Genomic DNA, 23,005 nt, shown 5'->3' with positions numbered 1-23,005 from the left:
GCGTGACACGCTTTTAGATTTTTATACAACTGTTTCCCTGTCGACCTTCTCACTGATCCCGCCCAGCCCATGACCGCAGTCCTCCCTTCCGTGCCCCTGAACACCGCCCTCGTCACCGGCGCCGGCCGCCGCATCGGCCGCGCCATCGCCCTCGGCCTGGCGCAGGCGGGCTGGGACATTGCCCTGCACTACCGCCATTCGCGCGTCGAAGCGGAACAAACCGCGGCCGCCGTGCGCGCCCTGGGCCGCCAGGCGGTGCTGCTGGACGCCGACCTGGCCGACGAGGCCGCCGTGCGCGCGCTGGCCGGCCGCGCCAGCGCCGCGCTCGGCCCGCTCGGCTGCATCGTCAACAATGCGTCGCTGTTCGAATACGACAACGCCGCCGATTTTTCGCCGGCGCTGCTGGCCACCCACATGCAAGCCAATGTTGCCGCCCCCATCCTGCTGGCGCAGGCGCTGCATGCAGCCACCCCAGCCGGCTCGCAGGCGGTGGTGATCAATCTGCTCGATCAAAAACTCGACAACCTCAATCCCGATTATCTGTCGTACACCCTGTCGAAAGCGGCGCTGCAAACGGCCACCATCATGCTGGCGCAGGCGCTGGCGCCGACCGTGCGGGTGGTGGGGGTCTCTCCCGGCATCACCATGGTCTCCGGCGACCAGAGCCAGGCCGGCTTTGCCAGCGCGCACCGGGCCACCCCGCTGGGGCAATCGAGTACGCCGCAAGACATTGTCGATGCGGTCTGTTACCTGGCGCGCGCCCGTGCCATCACCGGCACCACCTTGCTGGTCGATGGCGGCCAGCATTTGATGACGCTGTCGCGCGACGTCATGTTCCTGACAGAATAATTATTCACCAATTCGTTGATACCATTAAAGGCTACCCATGCTGTCCGCCCTCCTCCACCCCCAGCTGGCCGATTGCCGCCGCCTGTTCCTGCGCAACTTTGAAATCATGATCAATATCGGCGTACACGATTTCGAAAAGCGCGGCGAGCAGCGCGTGCTGATCAATATCGACCTGTACATTCCACTGGCGCTGTCGACCCCCAACCAGGACTTGCTCGACGAAGTGGTCGACTACGATTTCATGCGCGAGACGGTGGCGCAACGCATGGCGCAGGGCCACGTGCACTTGCAGGAAACCCTGGTCGACGACCTCGCCGCCGCCATGCTGGCGCATCCGCGCGTGCGCGCCGTCTGCATCTCGAGCATGAAGCCGGACGTCTACCCCGATTGCGAAGGGGTGGGCGTCGAAATTTTCAAGATCAAGGACGGTGTATGAGCGCAGTGCTGCCAGCGATGACGGACGCGGTGACGGACGCCAAGGCGGACAAGATCGCCTACGAAAACAACAAGCTGCACAAGCGCCTGTGCCGCCTGGTGGGCCAGGCCATCGGCGACTTTAATATGATCGAAGAAGGCGACAAGGTGATGGTGTGCCTGTCCGGTGGCAAGGACAGCTATGCCCTGCTCGACATCCTGATGACCTTGCGCGAGCGCGCGCCGATCCATTTCGAACTGATCGCCGTCAATCTCGACCAGAAGCAGCCAAACTTCCCGGCCGACATCCTGCCCGCCTACCTGGAAAAGCTGGGGGTGCCGTATCACATCGAAAACCAGGATACCTACAGCATCGTCAAGCGCCTGATCCCGGAAGGCAAGACCACCTGCTCGCTGTGCTCGCGCCTGCGCCGCGGCATCCTGTACCGGGTCGCCGATGAGCTCGGTTGCAACAAGATCGCCCTCGGCCACCACCGCGACGACATTCTCGAAACCTTTTTCCTGAACATGTTCTTCGGCGGCAAACTGAAAAGCATGCCAGCCAAACTGGTATCCGACGATGGCAAGCACATGGTGATCCGCCCGCTCGCTTACGTCAAAGAAGCCGACTCCACCCGCTACGCCGAGGTCAAGCAGTTCCCCATCATCCCGTGCGACCTGTGCGGCTCACAGGAAAACCTGCAGAGGAAGCAAATCAAAGGCTTGATGCGCGAGTGGGAACAAAAATACCCGGGCCGGGTCGAAAGCATTTTCTCGTCGCTGTCGACGGTGGTGCCGTCGCACCTGATGGACAGGGAGCTGTTTGCTTTTAAGGACATCAAGACCGATGGCATCGCCAACCCGCTGGGCGACATCGCCTTCGATGACGAACCGTGCGCCACACCAGGCAGCGCCACCACTGCCTTCGGCACCATCGCGCTGCAGTCAGTGTGAGCGGCGCGCTGTCAGCGCCAGGTAGCCGAGCGCCGACAGCGCCACGAACAGCACGGTGCTGATCAAAAAATTGGTGCTGGGCGCGAACCACAGATTCGACACCACCATGGTGCCGAGGGCAGCAAAACCATACTGCATGCAGGTGAGCAGTCCCAGTGCGTGAGCACCGTGCTGGGTAAAATGGTCGGTGACGTCGACCTGCGCCGGTGGAATGATGAGGGCGGTGGCCAGCCGCAGCAGGCAGGTGCCCAGCACGATGGCGGCCACCACCGCCATCGTGCTGGGCAACAGCGGTGCCATCAACACGCAGACAGCGCCAGCCACCGATACCAGCAGCCCCAGGCCGATGATGCGGCGCGGCGCCAGCTGGCGGCCATTCAAGGCACTCATCAACCGGTTGCCGGCCAGGTAAGACAGCGCCAGCGCCATGAACACATAGCCGTAGGTGGTTTCGCGCAATCCGAACTGGTGGATGAACATGAAGCTCGAGATGCTGATAAAAGCATAAAAGGCGGCAAAGGCGGCGCCGACCAGCAGCGCCATGGCGCGGAAATATGGCTCGGCCAGCACCGCTCCATAATTGCGCGCGTGGCTGGCCCAGCTGAAGGAGGCGCGCAGTTCGGCGCGCCGCAGATTGGTCTCGCCGATCGCCACCCAGGCCCAGATAAACAGCGGCAGGTCGAGCACGCACAGCGCCCAGAAACAATAGCGCCAGTTGGACCAGTGGACGATCCAGCTGCCCACCAGCGGCGCCAGGATCGGCGAGAGCACCAGGCCGATCATCAACAGGCCGGTGGCGTGGATTTGCGCCGGCTTGTCGAGCGTGTCCTTGATGACCATGCGCAGCACGATATAGACAGCGGCGCTGCCCAGCGCCTGCACGGCGCGCAGGGCAATCATCACGGCCATCGACGCACACAAGGCGATGGCGATGGTGGCGCCGATGTGCAGGCCAAAGCACAGCAGGATGGTGGGGCGGCGCCCGCGCACATCGCTGACCACGCCGATGAACAGCACCACCGCCGCCTGGCACACGTTGTAGACGGAGATGGTCAGGCTGGCGACATCGATGCTGCTGTTAAAGTCGCGGGCGATCTGCGGCAGGCCCGGCAAGAAAATGTCGGTGCACGCCTGGGTGACGAACAGCAGCAACACCATCAACATGGTGGGAACGGGTTTGATGGCAGCAGCGCGCATCGCAGGCATGCTGGTGCGCACTGGCTTACTGCAAGGGCGCGTTGCTGCGCATGACCGGGTACAAATTAAAACGCTCGTCCCACGACGGATGGCGGCGGGCGAAAAATTCGAGGCGGGCGCGGCCATTCTTGGCAAATGCCGGGTCGCTCTCGAGCAGGTGCTGGAAAGTCGCTGCCAGCGCCGGATCGGCGGCCAGCTGCGCGCGGGCGACGTCTTCGGCCACGTATTCCTCCATGTATTCCTTGCGCTCGAAGGCGTTGTTGAACATGCCCCAGGCCAGCAGCGAATCGGGCGCCTGCGGCTCGAACATGGCCATCACCAGGCGCGCTTTTGGCTGGCCAACGGCAATGTAGAGTGCGCCGGCGCCGACAGCGCGCGGCTCGGCTTTCCAGCTGCCCGTGACGGCTAAGCGCTGGTGCGATTCGAACGACGCTGGCGTCAGCGTGGTCTTGTCGGCGCGGAAGGTCTCAACGCTGGCCTGCGCCTGCGCCGTCTTGATCACCGAGTAGCCGATGCCATGCTGGCGCAGCTTGACGGCAACGCCGGCAGCGTAAGCCGCCGGCACCACGTAGCCGCCGCCAGGGGCGGTCACCGACAGCTCGGGCAGCACTTCATCGCGCAGCGGCACGCGCCACAGTTGCGCGGTGGTTTCGTCGTAATGCGTCATCAGGATGCCCGACACGTCCGATGGCGTGCGGCTGTAGGCATAGCCCTTAAAATCGATCATGCGGGCGCGCTCGGTGGTTTTCCAGGACAGCGGCACGGCGCTGCCGGCGATGGCGACGGCGCGCGCATCGGCCGCCGCTGCGGCGGCTTGCCACTGGCGCCCGTGGGCGGCGACCTGCTCCAGCACGGACACCACGGCATTGTGGGTGATGCGCACCCGGGTCGGGTAATCTTTCCACGAGTGGGTTTCCACCAGCATGGCCATGCGGTTACGCAGCTGAAAGTAACCGGTCGAAAAACGCGGGTCCGAGACGCCATCGGCAAAACCGGAGGCCGGGTTGTCGTTCTCGACGAAGGACATGTAGAACGATTGCGGCTGCGCCCCCAGTTTGCTGATGTCGGCAATCACATTGCTGCGCAGCGCCAGGCCGGCCTGGCGCAGTTCGGTATCACCCGAGTACACCGGCTCGACCTGGATCGATACATCGTGCTCGAACTTGGCGCCGTCGGTGACGTGCAGGTCAACCACCACCAGCGGGTCCCAGGCGTTCACCAGCGCCAGCATGGCTTGCATTTCGGGGGCATCGGCCTTGACGTAATCGCGGTTGAGATTAAAATTTTGCGCCGTCGTGCGCCAGCCCATCTCGACCGGGCCGCGCTGATTGGGGCGGTTGTTCGGGGTAAACCGCTCGTGGCCGTCGACGTTAAACACCGGCACGAAAATGAGCACCTGCTGGTCGAGCGCGCCCTTGGCCAGCTGTTTGTCGAGCACTTCGCGCAGGGCCTGGAAGCCGGCATCCTTGCCATCGATTTCGCCCGCATGGATGCCGCCCTGGATCAGCGTCACCGGCAGCTTGCGCTGGCGCGCGGCGGCAGCACTGAAGGCGCCGGTGCCGGTGGCGATGAGCGCCTTCATGGGCCGCCCTTCCGGCGTGATACCAAAGTCGATGCAGCGTACCTGGCGTGGATAGGCTTGCTGGAAAGCGCTGCACAGCCGGATCACCTCGTCGTAGTGGCCGGTCTTCAGAAAGCCCGAGCGCTCCGACACGGTGGTCAGATCGGGCGCCGCCTGCGACAGTGAATAGACGGCGGACAGGGCAAGCAGCAACGCGGAACGGATCATCGACAGTCTCTCTGAGAGAAATATTTATAAGAGGAAATTATAGTCTGCTTTGCTGCATTTCAGGCAACAGTGCCACAGCGTCGGCCGAGTTTTGCTATTCTGGGTAGACAAATTGACAAAGGATCATCATGACCACTGAATTGACCGCATTAGCCTGGACCTTGGTACTGGCGCTGGTACAGATTTTTCTCGCCTCCACGCTGCGCACCCGCGAAACCGGCCTGCGCTACAACGTCAGCGCACGCGACACCGATGCGACGCCACCGGGCCGTCTGACGGCGCGCGCCCAGCGCGCCCAGGCCAACCTGTTTGAAACCCTGCCGCTGTTCGCCGGCGCCGTGCTGATTGCCCATGCAGCCAATCTGCACAGCAGCCAGACTGTGTTCGCCTGCTGGCTGTACCTGGGCGCCCGCATCATCTACCTGCCCCTGTATCTGGCGGGCGTGCCGGTGCTGCGCACCCTGGTATTCGCCGGGTCGGTATGGGCACTGTTTATTTTGTTGAAGACTTTGCTGATGGGGTGATGCACCGGCACAGCAAGGGCCGACCGGCCCCTGCTGTGATGGCAGGGCTTACGCCGCCTCGCTGCTGGCAGGCTGCAAGCCAAAGGTTTCCAGCAAGGCTGCTTCCTTGACCTGGGCCGCACGCAGGTGGCGTTCCTTGACGTGGCCGTAGCCGCGGATATCTTCCGGGATGCTGGCAATGGCCACTGCCTGCGCCAAGTTCTCGGCCGTCAGCTTCGGTAACAGCGCGCCGATGGTCTGGCGGTACTGGCCAATCAGCGCGCGTTCCATGCGCCGCTCGGCGGTGTAGCCGAACAGGTCGAAGGCGCCACCGCGCAGCCCTTTGAGCTTTGCCATCAGGCCAAACGCCGTCATCATCCACGGGCCGAACTCCTGCTTGACCAGCTGTCCCTCCTTGTCGTGCTTGGCAAACAGCGGTGGCGCCAGGTGGAATTTCAAGGTGATGTCGCCGTCAAACATGGCAGCGACTTTGGCCTTGAAAGCGCCATCGGTGTACAGGCGCGCCACTTCGTACTCGTCCTTGTAGGCCATTAATTTGTAGAGGTAGCGGGCGACCGCTTCGGACAGGCGGGTACCGCTGCCAAGCCGTGCTTCGGCGGCGCGCACCTGTTCGACAAACTGCTGGTACTGGTCGGCGTACCGGGCGTCCTGGTAGGCCGTCAACAGTTCGATGCGGCGCTTGACGAGATCGTCGACCGTCTGCGTGCGCTTGAACTCGATGACCTGGGCCGGCGTCGTCAGCTTGACCAACGGCGCCAGGTCGTGGGCGGCCGTGCGGCCCCACAGGAAGGCGCTCTTGTTAAACGGCACCGACACGCCATTCAATTCAATCGCCTTCAAGATCGACGCTTCCGTCAGCGGCACATGGCCCTGTTGCCAGGCGTAACCGAGCATGAACATATTGGTGGCGATGGCGTCGCCCATCAGTGCAGTGGCGATCTTGCCCGCATCGATAAAGGCGACCTGGGCGCTGCCGCAGGCCTTGACGATTTCGGCTTGCGCGCTGGCGCCGGGAAATTGCCAGTCGGGATTTTTGACAAACGCCGCCGTCGATGAGGCCGTTGAGTTGATGGCAGCGAAAGTGCGCCCCTCTCCCATGCGCGAGAGGGCGTCGCGGCTGGCGGTGACGATCAGGTCACAGCCAATGACCAGGTCGGCGCTGCCGGTGCCGACGCGGGTCGAGTGCAGATCGGCCTGGTGGTCGGCCAGGCGCACGTGCGACATCACCGGACCACCCTTTTGCGCCAGCCCGCTCATGTCGAGCACGATGGCGCCCTTGCCTTCGACGTGGGCTGCCATGGCGAGGATCTGGCCGACGGTGACGACGCCGGTGCCGCCAATGCCGGTAATCAAAATGCCATATGGCGCCGCCGTGCTTTTCAGCACCGGCATGGGCAAGACGGGCGGCGTGGCGTCGCTGCTGGCGACGGCTTTTTTCGGCTTTTTCAAGGTGCCGCCTTCGACCGTCACGAAACTGGGGCAGAAGCCGGTGACGCAAGAAAAATCCTTGTTGCAGGACGACTGGTTAATCTGCCGCTTGCGGCCCAGCTCCGTTTCCAGCGGTTCGACCGACAGGCAGTTCGATTGCACCGAACAGTCGCCGCAACCTTCGCAGACGGCTTCGTTGATGACGGCGCGCTTGGCGGGGTCGGGGTATTCGCCTTTTTTCCGCCGCCGGCGTTTTTCCGACGCGCAGGTTTGATCGTAAATCATGGCGGAGACGCCCGGGCAGTCGCGCAATTGGCGCTGCACGTCCATCAATTCGCTGCGATGGCGCACGGTGACGCCTTCGGCCCATTTGTAATCGGCGCCGTATTTGTCCGGCTCATCGGTGACGACGATGATGGGGCCGACGCCTTCGGCGGCGATCTGGCGGCTGATCACACCAGGGTCGAGCGGGCCATCGAATTGCTGCCCGCCCGTCATGGCGACAGCGTCGTTGAACAGGATTTTATAGGTGATGTTGACCTTGGCCGAGACTGCCGCACGGATCGCCAGGATGCCCGAGTGGAAATAAGTGCCGTCGCCCAGATTGGTGAACACATGCTTTTCATGGGTGAACGGTGCCTGCCCTACCCAGGTGACGCCTTCGGCCCCCATATGAGTAAACGTCGACGTTTCGCGGTCCATCCACAGCACCATGTAGTGGCAGCCGATGCCAGCGAGTGCGCGCGAGCCTTCCGGCACCTTGGTCGACGAATTGTGCGGGCAACCCGAGCAAAAATACGGGGTGCGGTCAGTGTCGGGATTGGGCTTGGTGCTGACGTTTTTTAAAACCAATTCTTTGGCTTCAAGAAAGGCGATACGCTGCTTGACGCGCTGCTCGACCGGGTGGCCGGCGCAATAGTGCGAAATGCGGCTGGCGATGGCGCGCGCGATCAGCGCCGGATTGAGTTCATAGGTGGCTGGCAGCAGCCAGTCGCCGTGGCCGGTATTGCCCTTGTTGCTCCACTCGCCGGTGTCGTCGAACTTGCCGACCACGCGCGGGCGCTGGCCGTCGGGCAAGTTGTACAACTCTTCCTTGAGGGCATATTCGAGAATCTGGCGTTTTTCTTCGACCACCAGGATTTCGTCGAGGCCCTGGGCAAACGCGTGCACGCCATCGGCTTCCAGTGGCCAGGTCATGCCGATTTTATACAGGCGGATGCCGATGTCGGCGGCCGCCTGCTCATCGATGCCAAGGTCGGCCAGCGCCTGGCGGGTGTCGAGATAGCTCTTGCCGGCGGTGATGATGCCGATCTTCGGCTGCGGGCTGTCCCAGATGATTTTATTGAGTTGATTGACGCGCGCATATTCGAGGGCGGCGTACCACTTGTAATTGTTCATCCGCACTTCCTGGTCCAGGATGGCGTCGGGCCAGCGAATGTTCAGGCCGCCTTCGGGCATGGCGAAACTGGTCGGCGTGACGGTCTGCACGCGTTCGGGATCGAAGTCGACGACGGCGCCCGATTCGATGATGTCGGTGACGCATTTCATCGCCACCCACAGGCCCGTGTAGCGGCTCATGGCCCAGGCGTGCAAGCCGTAATCGAGGTATTCCTGCACCGATGCCGGGTACAGCACGGGAATGCCGCAGGCGGTCAGGATATGGTCGGACTGGTGCGCGGTGGACGACGATTTGGCCGCGTGGTCGTCGCCGGCGAGAATGACGACGCCACCGAATTTCGAGCTGCCCGCATTGTTGCCGTGTTTAAAAACGTCACCGCAGCGATCGACGCCCGGACCTTTGCCGTACCACATGGCGAAGACGCCGTCGTACTTGGCATCCTTGAACAGATTGGTTTGCTGGGTGCCCCAGACGGCGGTGGCGGCCAGGTCTTCGTTCAGGCCCGGCTGAAAGTGGACGTTGTGGGCGTCCAGGTGTTTTTTTGCCTTGACGGCCGTCATGTCGATCGAGGTGACGGGCGAACCGCGGTAGCCGGTGATGTAACCGGCGGTGTTCAAGCCGGCCTTGGTGTCGCGTTCCTGCTGCATCATCGGCAGGCGCACCAGCGCCTGGGTGCCGGTCATGAAGGCGCGGCCACGTTCGAGCGTCCATTTGTCGTTGAGCGAAATTTCAGGCGACGGCTGCGGTTCAAGCTGGGCGCGGTCGAGGGGTGCATTCATGGGTTTGTCTCCGTTTGTCGGATGGTGCTTTTTTTAGGGTACTGCGAACAGCCATTACTTGGAACAAGACTCAGACGACGCTGGTGTCTTTTAAAACGCCACGTTTGATCTGGTCGAGCTCGATTGATTCGAACAGGGCGCGGAAGTTGCCTTCTCCAAAACCCTGGTCGCCTTTTCTCTGGATGATTTCAAAGAAGATGGGGCCGATGACGTTCTGGGTAAAAATCTGCAGCAGCAGTTCACGTTCATTCTCGTTGCTGTGGCCGTCGACCAGGATGCGCAGGCGGCGCAGTTCGTCAAGGTTTTCGCCGTGGCCAGGCAGGCGCCGATTGATCAGTTCGTAATACGTTTCGATGGTGTCCTGGAAGGCGATGCCGGTGGCGCGCATGGCCTGGATCGAACCGTAGATGTCGTCCGAGCCGAGGGCGATGTGCTGGATGCCTTCGCCGTGATACGCATCGAGGTATTCGGCAATTTGCGATTTGTCGTCGGACGACTCGTTGATGGGAATCCGGATCTTGCCGCACGGCGAAGTCATGGCCTTCGATTTGAGGCCGGTGTGCTTGCCCTCGATATCGAAGTAGCGGATTTCGCGGAAGTTGAACAGGTGCTCATAAAAGCCCGCCCATTCTTTCATGCGGCCGCGGTGGACGTTGTGGGTGAGGTGATCGATATAGGTCAAACCGTTGCCGACCGGGTTGGCGTCGGCACCGGGGATGGCGACGAAGTCGACGTCATAAATGCTGATGTCGCCGATGCTGCCCGCTTGCGCATTGCTGTTTTTACCTTGCCAGCGGTCGACGAAATACAGCAGCGAGTCGCCCACCCCCTTGATTGCAGGAATATTCAATTCCATCGGGCCCGTTTTATTGTCGAAACCCCAGGCGCCCAGTTCGAGCGCGCGGCGGTAAGCCATGGCGGCATCGTTGACGCGGATGGCGATGGCGCACACGGACGGGCCATGCTGGCGCGCAAAGCGCTGGGCAAACGAGTCCGGCTCGGCATTGATGATGAAGTTGATCTGACCCTGGCGGTACAGGGTGACGTCCTTGTGGCGGTGGCGCGCGATGGCGGCAAACCCCATCTGTTCGAACAGGGCGCCCATCGCTTTGGGATCGGGCGCGGCATACTCGACGAACTCGAAACCGTCAGTGCCCATGGGGTTGTCCCAGGTCTGGATCTGCATGCTTGTCTCCTCATTTTTATAGCGCACAGTATAGTCCCGCAGGTCCGGCATTAAATTTCAAACGATGGCTGCGGAACGCAGTCGCACGCTATTTAATTGCGTAAAATTAGGGATATTGGAGGTTATATGTCAAAAATTGAGCTGGATAAAACAGATCGTAAAATCCTCGCCCTGTTGCAGGCCGATGGCCGCGCGTCCAACCAGGACATTGCCGACGCCGTCAGCCTGTCGCCCTCGCCATGCCTGCGGCGCATCAAGCGGCTCGAGGAAGCAGGGGTGATCCGCCAGTACGTCGCTCTGCTCGATCCGGCCCAGATCGGGCTCGGGCTACTGGCCTACGTCAACGTGCGGCTGGAAAAGCACAAGGAAGGGCCGACCGCCAACGCCAGCGGCGCGCGCCGCACCTCGAGTTCACCGCACGCCGATTTTGCCGAGGCGGTCGAAGACTGGCCCGAAGTGGTGGCCTGCTACGCCATGACCGGCGAGATGGATTACCTGCTGCGGGTGCACGTGGAAGACATGGAACACTTTTCGCGCTTCATGATGAAAACGCTGCTGATACACCCATCGGTGGCTGATGTGAAGTCGAGCTTTGCCTTGCAGAGAATCAAGGATACGACGGCGCTGCCGCTGGTGTGAGGACTCAGCGCTCGAACAGCTTGGCGGCGGCGCGGTTGGTCGCCTTCAGGGTGTAGTCGATGGTGGCGAACTGCTCTTCGAGCGCTTCGCGCATCACCGTGCCGGGGCTCGGTGGCGGCAGGCGCAGGTAGGCATCGGCTTCGCCGTACTCGCGGTGAATTTCCATGCCCGCCTTCTTGGCGATGTGCATCATGGTCTGATTCGATGACAGGCACTGCATGTAGAGGGTGTCGACATCGGCGTTGCGGCAGTGGATGGCCGCGCGCTGGAACAGTTTCGAGCCGATGCCCTGGCCGCGCGCAATCGCCAGCACCGAGACGCCGAACTCGGCCACTTTTTCCTTGTCGGTGACGGCAGTGCTGGCGCTCGATGCCTGCTTCGGCGCGAACGCCAGGTGGCCGACTGCGACCAGTTTAAAAACGCGGTTGTAGACCCCATAAATGGTGTCGCGGGCGAAATTGAGGTTATTGACGTAGGCGATCACCCGCTCATCCGGCAGCACAGTGCCAAAGCGCAGCAGGCGGTCGTCGTTGTCGAGCGCTAAAAAATGCTTGCGGATGCGGAAGCGGTCGCGCTCTTCGAGCTGCTTGATGCGCACGGTGGGACGCGCGCCGCCCAGGTGCAAGCCGTCGAACCACGCCCCCAGGGGCTTGTCAAAAAATCGCTTGATCATCACTGCCTCCCACTGCCATGGTGCACTGCACCAAACCTGTATTGTAGCGCGCTGCGGGCCTGCTGTCGTTCTGTTGCCATTGCCCTTGCCGCTGCTGTTGCCGCTGTACTGACGCCGAAGCGCTCCTATACTGCCACGGTTTGGGTGGTTTGGCTGATCACGCTGTCCGGCCACTGCGCTGACGGGCTGACGGTATAACCCGATTTGCCAGCCTGCTTGGTGACGTACATGGCGGCGTCGGCATCGGCCAGCAGGGCGGCCGCACCGCGCGCGGCGCCGCTGCGGCCATGCGCACTGCTAATGCCGATGCTGGCCGAGATGTCGACCGGTTTGCCATCCGCTTCGTCGATGCTGCCGATGGCGTCCAGGGTCAGCTGGGCGATGCGGCGCGCCGCTTCGGGCGAATCGACCTGCTCGAACATGATGACGAATTCATCGCCACCGAGACGCGCCAGGACGTCTTCCTTGCGCAGGCGCGACTGCACCCGGCGCGCCACTTCCTGCAGCACCAGGTCGCCGGTGCCGTGGCCGTGGGTGTCATTGACGGCCTTGAAGCCGTCCAGATCGAAAAACATGACCACCACGGTATCGTCGCGGCGACCGGCGCGGATCAGGGCGTGGTCGAGCAGGCGGCTGAGGTGACTGTAGTTGACCAGTCCGGTCAAGCCATCATGGTGGGCCAGCTGTTCGAGCTTGGCCGACTGTGCTTCGAGCTCGGCGGTACGGGCCAGCACGCGCTGCTCGAGGGTGTCGTTGACCGCCCGCAGGCGGCGGTTGGCGACGTCGAGCATGCGAAAGGTGCGCAGCAGGCGCAGCGCGCCGCCCACCAGCAACAGCAGCAACACCCCCGAGTAGGCGAACAGCCAGCTGCGGTAACGCTGCTTTTGTAATAGCACTTCGTCAAATTCGCGGTCGAACTGGCGGCTCAAGCGTTCGATCGCTGCGCTGGTGCCGGTGTGCGCAATGGCCGCTTCCAGGCGGTTTTCCTGCGGCCGGTACAGCAGCACCACGCGGGTGTGCAGCAGCAGCACATCGATGCGCTCGCCCACCGCCAGCGAGAAGGCGGCCTTTTGCTTTTGCACCGTGCGCAGCGAGGTTTCGATACGGGTCGCCAGCGCGGCGTCCGGCGCCAGATTAAATCGCAGTACGTCGGCCAGCAGGGCGTTGAGGGCGTCGTCGAGCGCCAGCACCGTGCGCGACGGCGCCAGTGCCCCCTCGATGCCGGTCAGCTCGGTTTTCATTTGGGTGATCAGGGAGGGCAGCGCCGCCAGCGATTCGCGCAGCAAGCCATTGCCGCCCTTGAACTGGCCCACCAGCTGCTGCTTTTCCTGCAGCGCCACCTGCACGCGATTGTACGCGCGGGCAGTGGCGCCATCGTGCGTCATCGACAGGGCGGCGCCCAGATCACGCTGCAGCTGCAGCATGCGCGGCACGCCACTGTCGAGCGAACGGCTGCCGGTGTCGAGGCCGATGCGGGCACGCAAGATGTTGGCATTCCATTCGGCGTCGAGCTTTTCCAGCTCGTGCAGATTGAGCATCACGCGGTTTTGCGCGCCCAGGTCGACGGCGGTGGTGCGGCTGAACAGAAATACCAGTAACAACGCCAGCACCAACAACAAGCTCATCAGGGCGAGCCGGCGGCGCGCGCTCATCGCGTGCGCCAGCGGCGATACAGGGGGAATGGAGGTCATGCAGCAGATCCCTGGAAGTAGGAACAATTCACCATAGCAGGCACCTATAATTGCCGAGAGGATACTTACGTCTGCTTACGTCTGCTTGCTTTTTGATTATTACTTAGCAGATTTCGGGTAATTGCTTGCCTGTTTGCTTATGGCTGCGGCGCAGGCAGGCCCGCCTGCAGCAACAAATCGGCGCGCGCGCGCTTGACGGCCGACACCCGCGCTGCATGGACGGCATCGCCGATGCGGGCCGGTTGCGCCGCGTAGCGGGCGGCCACGGCGCCGGCATCGACGTTGCGCGCCACCGCCAGGGCGGCGGCCAGATAGGGGCCCTGCGGATACGGGCGAGCGGCAAATGCTGCGACCTCAGCAGGGTGAGCGCCGCGCCCGCGAAAATCGCACTCGGCCGCCTGCAGCATCCGGGCGAAGCGTTCCGGCTTGCGCAGGCCGTCGCCACGCTCGAACAGGGTGACCAGGGTGTTGGCGCGCAGCACCAGGGCATTGCTGACATTGCCGTGCTCGCGCGCCGTCAGCAGCGCCAGGTCGCGGCAATCGTTGGGGACCTTCAGGCGCCGGCACAGTTCACCAATCAGCTTGACCCCCAGCGCTTCGTGGCCGTGGTGGGCAGGCCAGTTACCGGCGGGGGTGATGGCCTTGCCCAGATCGTGCATGAGGGCGGCGAAGCGCACCGGCAAGTCGAACTGGCGCTGCGCCGCGTGGTCGATTACCAGCAGCATGTGGGCGCCCGTATCGATTTCCGGATGGTGCAGGGGCGGTTGCGGCACGCCCCACAAGGCATCGAGCTCGGGCATGATGCGCGCCAGCGCGCCGCACTCGCGCAGCACCAGCAGCATGCGCGACGGCGTCGCTTCCATCAGGCCGCGGGCGATTTCCTGCCACACGCGCTCGGGCACCAGCGCATCGACTTCGCCCGCCGCGACCATGCTTTTCATTAGCGCCATGGTGGCCGGCGCCACCGTGAAATCGGCAAAGCGGGCAGCGAAACGGGCCAGCCGCAAGATCCGCACGGGGTCTTCGGCAAAGGCGTCGGAGACGTGGCGGAACAGGCGCGCCTGCAAATCGGCCTGGCCACCGAAGGGGTCGGTCAGGGTGCCATCTTCGGCGCGGGCGATGGCGTTGATGGTCAGATCGCGCCTGACCAGATCGTCTTCGAGACTGACCTCGGGCGAGGTGTGGAACACAAAACCGTGGTAACCGGGGGCGGTTTTGCGCTCGGTGCGGGCGAGCGCGTATTCCTCGTGGCTGACCGGATGGAGGAACACGGGAAAATCCTTGCCCACCGGGCGGAAACCCCGGGCCACCATCTGCTCGGGGGTGGCGCCCACCACCACCCAGTCGCGGTCGACCACGGGCCGGCCCAGCAGGGCGTCGCGCACGGCGCCACCGACGACGTAGGCTTGCATGGTGCGCTCAGTCATGGCAGCCGCATCAGCTCATGCATGCGCACTCAATCGGGCAGTTCGCTGTCGTGCCCATCGGCGCGGTCGGTTTCGGCCAGCGCTTCGCTGATCCAGCGCGCCACTGCCGGATGCTGCGTCACCCGATCACAATAGGCTTGCAGCGCCGGCGCCAGCGACACCCCATAGGTGTTAAAGCGCATCACCACCGGCGCATAAAAGGCGTCGGCGATCGAGAAGGCGCCGAACAGGTAGTCGTGGTGACCAAAGCGCGACAGGCACTCTTCCCAGATTTCGCAGATGCGGCCGATGTCGCCCTGCGCTTCGTCGGTGCGGCCGCGGCCCGGCAGATGGGCGCGCAGGTTCATCGACATGGCACTGCGCAGGCCGCCAAAACCGGCATGCATTTCGGCTACCACGCTGCGCGCCATGGCACGGGCGGCAACGTCGCTGGGCCACAGCTGCAGGTCAGGAAACTGCTCGGCGATGTATTCGCAAATGGCCAGGCTGTCCCAGATGGTGATGTCGCCAGCGACCAGCACCGGCACCCGCCCGGCGCCCGAGTATTCGGCGATGCGGGCGCCGGTGTCCGGCTTGTCGAGGGCGATGACGACTTCGTTGAAGGCAATACCAAAGGCGGTCATCGCCAGCCACGGCCGCATCGACCAGGACGAGTAATTCTTGTTGCCGATGACCAGCGTCAGCCCCGACTCTCGGGCGCGGGCAAGGGTGGTCGACAGGGAAGGATCGAGTTCAGTGGTCTGCATGGTCAAATGGTCCGGTCAGTACGCAAAAGAAGGGGGAGCCAGGGCTGCGCTCAACGGCCGGCGCGCGCGCGAAAATCGTCGAAGCGGTCGTGCGGCGACAGGTAGCCGGGCGCCACCGCTTCGAGCGCCGTCAGCTTGATGCCGAGGGTGGCCGCTGTCAATGCCTGGATGGCCGGATCGATCACGTTGTCGTGCGCCATCGAGTCGAGATTGTCGCGGCTCATCAACGGGTCGCCCGGCAACAGTTCGAACAGCGCGGCCTGCAGGCGGCCGAGGGCGGCCGGCAAGCCGATCACCGGACGCTGATGGTGCGCATAGCGGCCGGACAGCCGCACCAGCTCGGCCAGGGTATAGATCGACGGCCCGCCCAGCGCGTACACCTGCTGGCGCGTTTTCGGGTCCTTCAAGGCGTTGATGAAGGCGCGGGCGACGTCGCCCACATAAATCGGCTGGAATTGCGCGTCGGCGCAGGCCAGCGGCACCAGCGGCAGGAAGGCTTGCATCTTGGCGAACATGTTCAAAAAATTGTCGCCGGGACCGAACACCACCGATGGCCGGAAGATGGTGGCCGCCACCGTCGGTTCGGCACGCGCGGCCACTTCACCATCGGCCTTCGAACGCTGGTACATCGAGGGGCCATCGCTATCGGCACCCAGCGCACTCATGTGCAGGTAGCGGGGCACGCCGGCGGCGGCGCAGGCGGCGACGATGCGGCGCGGAATGTCGACGTGGGCATGGCGAAATTGCGGACCATACGGCTTGGCGCGGCGCGAGTGCAGCACGCCAACCAGGTTGATGGCGGCATCGGCCCCCTGCAGCAGGGGTACCAGGTCATCCTTGCCGATGTCGGCGGCCACCACTTGCACCCCGGGCAGCATGGCGAGGGCGCCGGCGCGCTCGGGCCGGCGGGTCGGCACCACCACGCGGACGCCCTCGCCGACCAGCTGGCCGATCAGGTGGCTGCCAATAAATCCGTTACCGCCGAAAACGACTACCTTGAGCTCTCGCATGTGCGCCTTGAGGGGAAGTGGATAAACAGTTTAATTGATGAATCGTTCAAAGGTGTGAAAAAGTCAATGGATCACGGCAGCTGGTTGGCCTGCGCGCCGGCAGGCAGGACCACGCCGAGGCGCGTCTTGAGCGACTGCGGGCGGCGCTCGAACAGGGCGGCATAGGTGGTGGCGTTGGCCAGCACGTTTTTGACGTAGGTGCGGGTTTCCGGGTAGGGAATCGATTCGGCGAAAATCGCCCCTTCCATCGGCGCCGTCAGGGTGGCGCGCCAGGTCCGTGCGCGCCCGGGGCCGGCGTTGTAGGCGGCGCTGGCCAGTGGCTGCGAGCCGTCGGCGTTGGCCAGCACCATGTTCATGTAATTGGCGCCCAGCAGGATGTTGGTACGCAGGTCGCTCAGCATGGTGTGGACGAAATCGGTCAGACCAATTTTTTTGGCGACATAGGCGCCCGTCGACGGCATCACCTGCATCAGGCCGGCGGCGCCGACGCCGGAGCGGGCGTCGGTCATGAAGCGCGATTCCTGGCGGATCAGGCCGTACACCCAGGCGCGGTCCAGGCCCAGACTCTGGGTGGTCGGCTGCAGGATTTCATTGTGCGGCGAGGGATAACGCTGGGTGTAGTCGAACTCGGTGCGGGTGCGTTCAGAGGTATTGACCATGCGGTCGAGAATGGCGTTTTCGCGGGCGAATTCGGCGGCGGCGATCAGGTCGCGCTCGCCGAATTTGCGCAATTCCCAGTTCCACTCACGGGTGCCTTCAAAACGCAGGCGCAGGCTGAAAAATTTGAGGGCGCGCTGCAAGCCGGGATTGGCCGCCATCGGCGCAATCTCGAAGCGGGCCAGCGGCGCGCCGGCGGGCGGAATCGACAGCGACTGGCCCAGCTCTTCCATCGCCAGCTGGCCATAAAAACTGTTGATGTCGGCAATCCTGGCGAACAGTGCCTGGGCCTGCTCACGCTGGCTGATCGAGACGTTCGGCGCCGCCAGCAGCGCGCGCGCCAGCCAGTAACTCCAGGCGCCGTCAGCGCGCAGCGGCGCCGGCATCGCTTCGATGGTGGCGCGCACCATGGCCCAGTCGCCCACGCGCAGGGCGGTGCGGGTTTTCCATTGCAGCTGGTCGAGCGAGAGCGGGGCGCCGCTGCTGCGCTGCCAGTAGCCGTAAGCGTCGGGCGCGAGCGTCATCGAGGCGGCCAGCGCCACTGCTGCCCAGCCGGTGGCCTGCTCCTGGGCGGTCAGGCGCGGCGCATTTTTTTCCAGCGCCACCGTCGCCAGCTTGATCGAGGTGCGCGCCATGCGGCCAATCGCGAGCAGATAAATTTCGTGGTCGATGCTGCCCGCGCCGATCCCGCGCGCCATCGCCAGCGCCGGCAGATCGACCGCCTGCGCGGTAAACGTTTCGCTGCCGCCCAGCAAGGCGGCGACGCGCTTGGCCGGGCCGGTGGCATGGCTTTCGCCAGCCAGGCGCAGCTGCGCCAGTAAATCGTTGCGGTCGAACTGGGTCGATTGCGCCAGGGTGGCGATCAGCAGCGCACACGCTTCGCCATAGCCGGGCGGATTGATGAGCAGCGCGCGCGCATCGGCCGCCACCCGTTCGCCCTTCAAGGCGCGCGAGACCAGGGCGTAGCACTTGACCTGGGTATCGTCGTTCAGCACGAACAGCGGTAGCTGCTGGTCGAAATTGGCCCAGTCGCGCAGCCGGCCCAGTTCGAGCAGCCAGTCATTGCGCATGCGGTCGGCAATGGCGGTGCCGCGCCAGCGCTGCAAAAACGCCCGCACTTCATCGGCCGAGGCGTCGCGCAGGCGCGGTTTGAGGCGGTAATAATCGACGTACGACGGGATGGCGTAATTGGGCAGGCGCGCTGCATAGGTGGCGGCGGCGGCGGCATCGTCCTGGCGCGCCGCTTCGCGCAGCAGCAGGAAATTATCGTCGTCGGCATTGCTGGCAGGGCCCGCGGGCGCCGGCGGCACGGATGCGACCGGCGCTGCCGGCGCCGTGGCATACTCGCTGGCAGTCGGCGCGCCCTGCACGGCCTGCGCGCCGGCGCTGACGGCGGCGACCGACAGTACAATGGCAGTGAATAATTTCGGCAAAAACATCGGTACCCTACTCTCTGAAAGCTGCAAATTCACCCACATGACCAGCCCTTCCAGAATACCACGCGGCCCCGTTGAGGAGCCAGCACACGCGCCAGGCGAACCGTTTGCTGTGAACGACAAAGCGGCACTGCGGCGCCAGCTGGCGGCGCGCCGCGCGACCATCGGCGCCAGTGAGCGGCAACAGTGGGATGCGCGCATCGCCGCGCGCGTGCTGGCATGGTGGCAGCTGAGCGAGCCAGCCACGCTAGGGGTGTATCAGGCGCTCAAGGGCGAGGTCGATCTGTCGGCCGCCCTGCTCGAATTGCATGCACGCGGGGTGCAGCTGTTGTTGCCAGTGGTGGTGGCGCGCCATGCGGCGCTGGCGTTTGCCGAATGGTGCCCGGGCGAAGCGATGCACGTCGATGCGATGGGCGTGGCAGTGCCGCAGCAGTTGCGCATGGTGGCGCGCCCGCCGGCGCTACTGGTGCCCTGCCTCGGTTTCGATGCGCAGGGTTACCGGCTCGGCTATGGCGGCGGCTATTACGACCGCACGCTGGCAGCGCCGCCGCGACCACGCACGGCGGGCATTGCGTACGCCTGCCAGCGAGCGGCGTTTGCGGCACTGGCACACGATATTGCGCTGGACGTGGTGCTCACCGAAGCTGAGTAAAAAGCTCAGCGAACCTCAGCGGCCGGCCAGGCGCTGCCACAGCGCAGTGGTGGGAGCGGCCTGGTTCATGCTGTAGAAATGCAGGCCGGGGGCGCCGCCCTTGAGCAGTTTTTCGCACAGGTCGCTGACGACGTCGAGCCCGAAGGCCTTGATCGAGGCGCTGTCGTCGCCAAAGCTGGCCAGTTTTAAACGTACCCAGCGGGGGATTTCAGCGCCGCACATATCGGAAAAGCGCATCAGCTGCGTGTAATTGGTGATCGGCATGATGCCGGCCACGATCGGCACCTTCACACCCAGCCGGCTCGCTTCGTCGACAAATTTAAAATACGCGTCAGCGTTATAAAAATACTGGGTAATGGCGGCATTGGCACCGGCATCGATTTTACGGACGAAGTTGTGCAAGTCGTCTTGCGGCGAGCGCGCCTGCGGGTGCATTTCCGGATAGGCCGCCACTTCGATGTGAAACCAGTCGCCCGTCTCGGCGCGGATGAATTCGACCAGCTCGCTGGCGTAGCGCAATTCGCTGCCACCGCCGTAGCCGCTGGGTAAATCCCCGCGCAAGGCCACCACGCGGCGGATGCCGGCAGCGCGAAATTGCTCGAGCACGGCGCGGATCGAGGCGCGCGAGCCGCCCACGCACGACAGGTGGGGCGCTGCCACATGGCCCTCGGCGAGGATTTCGGTGACGGTGTCGAGGGTGCCCTGCTGGGTGCTGCCGCCAGCGCCAAAGGTGACCGAAAAATAGGTGGGGCCCAGGCCGGCCAGCTTGGCACGCGCCAGCCGCAGCTTGTCGGCGCCTTCGGCCGTCTTCGGCGGGTAAAACTCAATACTGAAGTTATTCGTTTGCATCCTGAATTTCCGTCTTAATTTACGTCTTTGCGCAGCAATAAAGTCGACAAGGCCCATGAAATGATGCTGTACAAAATGGCGGCAAGGAAGGCCGACCAGAATCCGGCGACCTGGAAACCATCGACCAGCTGCGCCACACCCCAGAACAAGACGGCGTTGATGACCAGGATGAACAGGCCCAGGGAGAGGAAGGTCACCGGCAGGGTGAGCACCACCAGGATCGGGCGAATCAGGGTATTGACCAGACCGAGCACCAGGGCGGCGATGAGCGCGGTGCCGAGGTTGCTGACGGTGACGGAGTGCATCAGGTAAGGCAGGGCCATCAGGGCGATGGCGTTAACAATCCAGGTCAGGATCAAGCGCATGGCAGCCTCGTTGGTCAGTGTTACGGGAAAGGAATCGGGAACGACGCCGGACACGGCGGGCGCCGCGTCCGGATACTGCAGGGCTAATTAATAGCGGTAAGCGTCAGGCTTGTACGGACCGGCCTTGTTGACCGTGATGTAAGCGGCTTGCTCATCGGTCAGTTCGGTCAGCTGGGCGTTGAGCTTTTTGAGCTGCAAACGCGCCACTTTTTCATCGAGGTGCTTGGGCAGCACGTACACGCCGACCGGGTACCTGTCGATGTTGGCAAACAGTTCGATCTGGGCGATGGTCTGGTTGGCGAACGACGAGCTCATCACGTAGGACGGATGGCCCGTGCCGCAACCGAGATTGACCAGACGGCCTTCGGCCAGCAGGATGATGCGCTTGCCCGACGGGAAAATCACATGGTCGACCTGGGGCTTGATGTTGTCCCACTCATATTTCTTGAGTGCGGCGACATCGATCTCGTTGTCGAAGTGACCGATGTTGCAAACGATGGCCTGGTCTTTCATGGCCAGCATGTGCGCTTCGGTCAGGATGTGATAGTTGCCGGTGGCGGTGACGAAAATGTCGCCATGTTCAGCAGCATAATCCATGGTGACGACACGGAAGCCTTCCATCGCCGCCTGCAGTGCGCAGATGGGATCGATTTCCGTCACCCACACCTGGGCCGACAGCGCACGCATCGCTTGCGCCGAACCCTTGCCGACGTCACCGTAACCGGCGATGACCGCGATCTTGCCAGCGATCATGACGTCGGTAGCACGCTTGATGCCGTCGACCAGCGATTCGCGGCAACCATACAGATTGTCGAACTTCGACTTGGTTACTGAATCGTTGACGTTGATGGCCGGGAACGCCAGTTTGCCCTCTTTGTGCATCTGGATCAGGCGGTGCACGCCGGTGGTGGTTTCTTCGGTCACGCCCATGATGTGCGGCAGACGCTTCGAGTACCAGTGCGGGTCACGGGCCAGGTGCTGCTTGATCGAATTGAACAGGCAGATTTCCTCTTCCGAACCAGGGTTGGCCAGCACGCTGATGTCGCTCTCGGCACGGGTGCCCAGGTGCAGCAACAGGGTGGCGTCGCCACCATCGTCGAGGATCATGTTGGAGTAGACGTCGCGGCCAGGCCACTCGAAAATGCGGTGGCTGTAGTCCCAGTAGTCATCGAGCGACTCGCCCTTGACGGCAAACACCGGGGTGCCGGCGGCAGCGATGGCGGCGGCGGCGTGGTCTTGCGTCGAATAGATATTGCACGAGGCCCAGCGCACCTGCGCGCCGAGTGCTTCCAGGGTCTGGATCAGCACGGCCGTCTGGATGGTCATGTGCAGCGAGCCGGTAATGCGTGCGCCCTTCAGAGGCTGACTGGCGGCAAATTCCTCGCGGATTGCCATCAGGCCCGGCATTTCCGTTTCGGCGATCTTGATTTCTTTGTTACCCCATGCGGCCAAGCTGATGTCGGCGATGTGGTAGTCGTTGATGGTTTTGAGTACGGCGTTCATCACGCCCTCCTTTCAGTTGAGAAAAAGGTACGTGAGCGCAGTTGCAAAAGTCCGAGCCTGGCGAAAGTGAATTCGTCGCAACGCTCCTCGGAACAACAAAGTCTATCACAGGATTGCTGAGGCGACGCAGCCGTGCGCGGATTTAAAATGGCGTGAAGCAACAAGTTAATGACGTTTATACTGTCTTACCATTGTCCGCCGGAATAGTTATGAGGGAGCAGCAGGTCAGTATTGCCGGCGTCACCAGCGTCCGCCTCGCCGATGGCAGCGTGCGCGTCATCGATTCGATGTTCAGCCAGGTGTGCGACCTCGCCAATGACCATGCAGAGGTGTTGTGCCGCCTGCACCCGGAAAAAAAACGGCGCTTCGACAGCGTGCTGGCCGAGGCTGCGCAGGCTGGCGTGGCGTTCCGGCGGGTCACCATCGAACTGCACGTCAACCATCTGCATGGCGGCATCGCGGTACTCAATTATGCCGAGCTGGTGCGCACTGGCCACCACAATATTGCTGGCGAAGCGAGCGCGCGTGGCTTCGAACCGGGCGCCGAGCCGGTGATCCGCCAGTTGCGCGACAAGAGTTTCAGGCTGGTGTTTCACGCCATGCCGCCGGCCCACCACCGGCTCGGCGAGGCCTTCGATCCTGAACACTTCGGCAGCGCGCTGGTCGCCAGTTGCAGCGCCGATATGCACCAGGACGACCGTGACGTTTTTTATATCGCCGCGTCGGCCGGTGCCGAGCACATCAAGGAAATTTTTACCTTTTTGCGCGACTACCAGGGTGCGCCGCCGGAGCCATAAAAAAAGGCCGCCGTGTCACGGGCGGCCCCTTCAGCGGTACC

20 protein-coding genes and 1 riboswitch are annotated in these 23,005 nt (G+C 63.3%); of the genes, 7 read left to right on the top strand and 13 right to left on the bottom strand.

The genetic code is table 11. From position 1 onward, the window contains the following. Positions 1–69: 69 nt before the first annotated feature. The 3 genes from ACP7BZ_RS20090 to ttcA are packed head-to-tail and all read left to right on the top strand — an operon-like array spanning position 70 to position 2,217. Positions 70–849, top strand: coding sequence for an SDR family oxidoreductase (locus ACP7BZ_RS20090; RefSeq protein WP_426116448.1), 780 nt, complete (start codon positions 70–72; stop codon positions 847–849). A 37-nt stretch (positions 850–886) separates the two neighbouring features. Then, entirely contained in the window at positions 887–1,285 is a 399-nt protein-coding gene (locus ACP7BZ_RS20085) for a dihydroneopterin aldolase (protein WP_426116446.1), read from the top strand. After that, complete coding sequence (gene ttcA, locus ACP7BZ_RS20080; protein ID WP_426116444.1) at positions 1,282–2,217, top strand: tRNA 2-thiocytidine(32) synthetase TtcA; 936 nt, start codon at positions 1,282–1,284, stop codon at positions 2,215–2,217. Before ACP7BZ_RS20085 ends, ttcA begins: the two co-directional genes overlap by 4 nt. Here the strand turns inward: ttcA and ACP7BZ_RS20075 are convergent. Then, positions 2,209–3,423 carry an MFS transporter gene (locus ACP7BZ_RS20075; RefSeq protein ID WP_426116442.1) on the bottom strand — a complete coding sequence of 405 codons (1,215 nt, stop codon included), beginning with the start codon at positions 3,421–3,423 and terminating at the stop codon, positions 2,209–2,211. The two genes, ttcA and ACP7BZ_RS20075, sit on opposite strands and share 9 nt — an antisense overlap. A gap of 16 nt (positions 3,424–3,439) precedes the next feature. Beyond that, entirely contained in the window at positions 3,440–5,203 is a 1,764-nt protein-coding gene (locus ACP7BZ_RS20070; RefSeq protein WP_426116440.1) for a M14 family metallopeptidase, read from the bottom strand. A gap of 128 nt (positions 5,204–5,331) precedes the next feature. Between ACP7BZ_RS20070 and ACP7BZ_RS20065 the strand changes: the two genes are divergently transcribed. Then, complete coding sequence (locus ACP7BZ_RS20065; RefSeq protein ID WP_426116438.1) at positions 5,332–5,727, top strand: MAPEG family protein; 396 nt, start codon at positions 5,332–5,334, stop codon at positions 5,725–5,727. Positions 5,728–5,775: 48 nt separating this feature from the next. Here ACP7BZ_RS20065 and ACP7BZ_RS20060 read toward each other — a convergent pair whose 3' ends face one another. Next, complete coding sequence (locus tag ACP7BZ_RS20060) at positions 5,776–9,333, bottom strand: indolepyruvate ferredoxin oxidoreductase family protein (RefSeq protein ID WP_426116436.1); 3,558 nt, start codon at positions 9,331–9,333, stop codon at positions 5,776–5,778. Positions 9,334–9,403: 70 nt separating this feature from the next. Then, positions 9,404–10,519 carry a 4-hydroxyphenylpyruvate dioxygenase gene (gene hppD / locus ACP7BZ_RS20055; protein ID WP_426116434.1) on the bottom strand — a complete coding sequence of 372 codons (1,116 nt, stop codon included), beginning with the start codon at positions 10,517–10,519 and terminating at the stop codon, positions 9,404–9,406. 126 nt (positions 10,520–10,645) lie between these two features. Between hppD and ACP7BZ_RS20050 the strand changes: the two genes are divergently transcribed. Then, positions 10,646–11,158: an Lrp/AsnC family transcriptional regulator gene (locus ACP7BZ_RS20050; protein WP_426116432.1), complete on the top strand. Its 513-nt coding sequence runs from the start codon at positions 10,646–10,648 to the stop codon at positions 11,156–11,158. A 4-nt stretch (positions 11,159–11,162) separates the two neighbouring features. Here ACP7BZ_RS20050 and ACP7BZ_RS20045 read toward each other — a convergent pair whose 3' ends face one another. The 6 genes from ACP7BZ_RS20045 to ACP7BZ_RS20020 all read right to left on the bottom strand — a co-directional run bounded on the left by ACP7BZ_RS20045 (position 11,163) and on the right by ACP7BZ_RS20020 (position 18,801). After that, on the bottom strand, positions 11,163–11,831 hold the full coding sequence (locus tag ACP7BZ_RS20045; protein ID WP_426116430.1) for a GNAT family N-acetyltransferase: 669 nt from the start codon (positions 11,829–11,831) through the stop codon (positions 11,163–11,165). Between the two features lie 125 nt (positions 11,832–11,956). Then, on the bottom strand, positions 11,957–13,522 hold the full coding sequence (locus tag ACP7BZ_RS20040) for a DAHL domain-containing protein (protein ID WP_426116428.1): 1,566 nt from the start codon (positions 13,520–13,522) through the stop codon (positions 11,957–11,959). 137 nt (positions 13,523–13,659) lie between these two features. Next, entirely contained in the window at positions 13,660–14,934 is a 1,275-nt protein-coding gene (locus ACP7BZ_RS20035) for a multifunctional CCA addition/repair protein (RefSeq protein WP_426116470.1), read from the bottom strand. A 44-nt stretch (positions 14,935–14,978) separates the two neighbouring features. Next, positions 14,979–15,695 (bottom strand): glutathione S-transferase family protein, encoded by a 717-nt coding sequence (locus tag ACP7BZ_RS20030; protein ID WP_426116426.1) that lies wholly within the window; start codon positions 15,693–15,695, stop codon positions 14,979–14,981. A 50-nt stretch (positions 15,696–15,745) separates the two neighbouring features. Continuing rightward, positions 15,746–16,705: a complex I NDUFA9 subunit family protein gene (locus ACP7BZ_RS20025; protein WP_426116424.1), complete on the bottom strand. Its 960-nt coding sequence runs from the start codon at positions 16,703–16,705 to the stop codon at positions 15,746–15,748. Positions 16,706–16,776: 71 nt separating this feature from the next. Further along, a complete protein-coding gene (locus ACP7BZ_RS20020) occupies positions 16,777–18,801 on the bottom strand; it encodes a transglycosylase SLT domain-containing protein (protein WP_426116422.1) in 2,025 nt (674 codons plus the stop codon). Between the two features lie 109 nt (positions 18,802–18,910). Here ACP7BZ_RS20020 and ACP7BZ_RS20015 point away from each other — a divergent pair, with 109 nt between their 5' ends. Further along, complete coding sequence (locus tag ACP7BZ_RS20015) at positions 18,911–19,450, top strand: 5-formyltetrahydrofolate cyclo-ligase (protein WP_426116420.1); 540 nt, start codon at positions 18,911–18,913, stop codon at positions 19,448–19,450. A 15-nt stretch (positions 19,451–19,465) separates the two neighbouring features. On the opposite strand, the gene metF is transcribed toward ACP7BZ_RS20015, so the two are convergent. The 3 genes from metF to ahcY form a co-directional block, all read right to left on the bottom strand. Beyond that, the gene (metF, locus tag ACP7BZ_RS20010; protein WP_426116418.1) at positions 19,466–20,299 is read right to left on the bottom strand and encodes a methylenetetrahydrofolate reductase [NAD(P)H]; all 834 of its coding nucleotides are present in this window, start codon (positions 20,297–20,299) and stop codon (positions 19,466–19,468) included. Positions 20,300–20,313: 14 nt separating this feature from the next. After that, positions 20,314–20,664 (bottom strand): phage holin family protein, encoded by a 351-nt coding sequence (locus tag ACP7BZ_RS20005; protein ID WP_426116416.1) that lies wholly within the window; start codon positions 20,662–20,664, stop codon positions 20,314–20,316. Between the two features lie 87 nt (positions 20,665–20,751). Then, positions 20,752–22,167: an adenosylhomocysteinase gene (gene ahcY / locus ACP7BZ_RS20000; RefSeq protein WP_426116414.1), complete on the bottom strand. Its 1,416-nt coding sequence runs from the start codon at positions 22,165–22,167 to the stop codon at positions 20,752–20,754. A 26-nt stretch (positions 22,168–22,193) separates the two neighbouring features. Beyond that, positions 22,194–22,262, bottom strand: a riboswitch (S-adenosyl-L-homocysteine riboswitch). Between the two features lie 114 nt (positions 22,263–22,376). Here ahcY and ACP7BZ_RS19995 point away from each other — a divergent pair. Then, positions 22,377–22,964 (top strand): hypothetical protein, encoded by a 588-nt coding sequence (locus tag ACP7BZ_RS19995; protein ID WP_426116412.1) that lies wholly within the window; start codon positions 22,377–22,379, stop codon positions 22,962–22,964. Positions 22,965–23,005 lie beyond the last annotated feature (41 nt).

This window comes from Massilia sp. PWRC2 (assembly GCF_049896725.1).
In the GTDB taxonomy this organism is placed as follows: domain Bacteria; phylum Pseudomonadota; class Gammaproteobacteria; order Burkholderiales; family Burkholderiaceae_D; genus JAFCUW01.
The sequence above is the reverse complement of the archived record's forward strand: the minus strand, read 5'-3'. Positions and strand labels throughout refer to the sequence as shown.

Coding starts and splice junctions, on each gene's coding strand:
- ACP7BZ_RS20050 (WP_426116432.1), top strand. CDS start 10,646: ATGTCAAAAATTGAGCTGGATAAAACAGATCGTAAAATCCTCGCCCTG.
- ACP7BZ_RS20060 (WP_426116436.1), bottom strand. CDS start 9,333: ATGAATGCACCCCTCGACCGCGCCCAGCTTGAACCGCAGCCGTCGCCT.
- ACP7BZ_RS20035 (WP_426116470.1), bottom strand. CDS start 14,934: ATGCAAGCCTACGTCGTCGGTGGCGCCGTGCGCGACGCCCTGCTGGGC.
- ttcA (WP_426116444.1), top strand. CDS start 1,282: ATGAGCGCAGTGCTGCCAGCGATGACGGACGCGGTGACGGACGCCAAG.
- ACP7BZ_RS20065 (WP_426116438.1), top strand. CDS start 5,332: ATGACCACTGAATTGACCGCATTAGCCTGGACCTTGGTACTGGCGCTG.
- ACP7BZ_RS20075 (WP_426116442.1), bottom strand. CDS start 3,423: ATGCCTGCGATGCGCGCTGCTGCCATCAAACCCGTTCCCACCATGTTG.
- ACP7BZ_RS20045 (WP_426116430.1), bottom strand. CDS start 11,831: ATGATCAAGCGATTTTTTGACAAGCCCCTGGGGGCGTGGTTCGACGGC.
- ACP7BZ_RS20070 (WP_426116440.1), bottom strand. CDS start 5,203: ATGATCCGTTCCGCGTTGCTGCTTGCCCTGTCCGCCGTCTATTCACTG.
- ACP7BZ_RS20030 (WP_426116426.1), bottom strand. CDS start 15,695: ATGCAGACCACTGAACTCGATCCTTCCCTGTCGACCACCCTTGCCCGC.
- hppD (WP_426116434.1), bottom strand. CDS start 10,519: ATGCAGATCCAGACCTGGGACAACCCCATGGGCACTGACGGTTTCGAG.
- ACP7BZ_RS19995 (WP_426116412.1), top strand. CDS start 22,377: ATGAGGGAGCAGCAGGTCAGTATTGCCGGCGTCACCAGCGTCCGCCTC.
- ACP7BZ_RS20020 (WP_426116422.1), bottom strand. CDS start 18,801: ATGTTTTTGCCGAAATTATTCACTGCCATTGTACTGTCGGTCGCCGCC.
- ACP7BZ_RS20090 (WP_426116448.1), top strand. CDS start 70: ATGACCGCAGTCCTCCCTTCCGTGCCCCTGAACACCGCCCTCGTCACC.
- ACP7BZ_RS20085 (WP_426116446.1), top strand. CDS start 887: ATGCTGTCCGCCCTCCTCCACCCCCAGCTGGCCGATTGCCGCCGCCTG.
- ahcY (WP_426116414.1), bottom strand. CDS start 22,167: ATGAACGCCGTACTCAAAACCATCAACGACTACCACATCGCCGACATC.
- metF (WP_426116418.1), bottom strand. CDS start 20,299: ATGCAAACGAATAACTTCAGTATTGAGTTTTACCCGCCGAAGACGGCC.
- ACP7BZ_RS20025 (WP_426116424.1), bottom strand. CDS start 16,705: ATGCGAGAGCTCAAGGTAGTCGTTTTCGGCGGTAACGGATTTATTGGC.
- ACP7BZ_RS20005 (WP_426116416.1), bottom strand. CDS start 20,664: ATGCGCTTGATCCTGACCTGGATTGTTAACGCCATCGCCCTGATGGCC.
- ACP7BZ_RS20040 (WP_426116428.1), bottom strand. CDS start 13,522: ATGACCTCCATTCCCCCTGTATCGCCGCTGGCGCACGCGATGAGCGCG.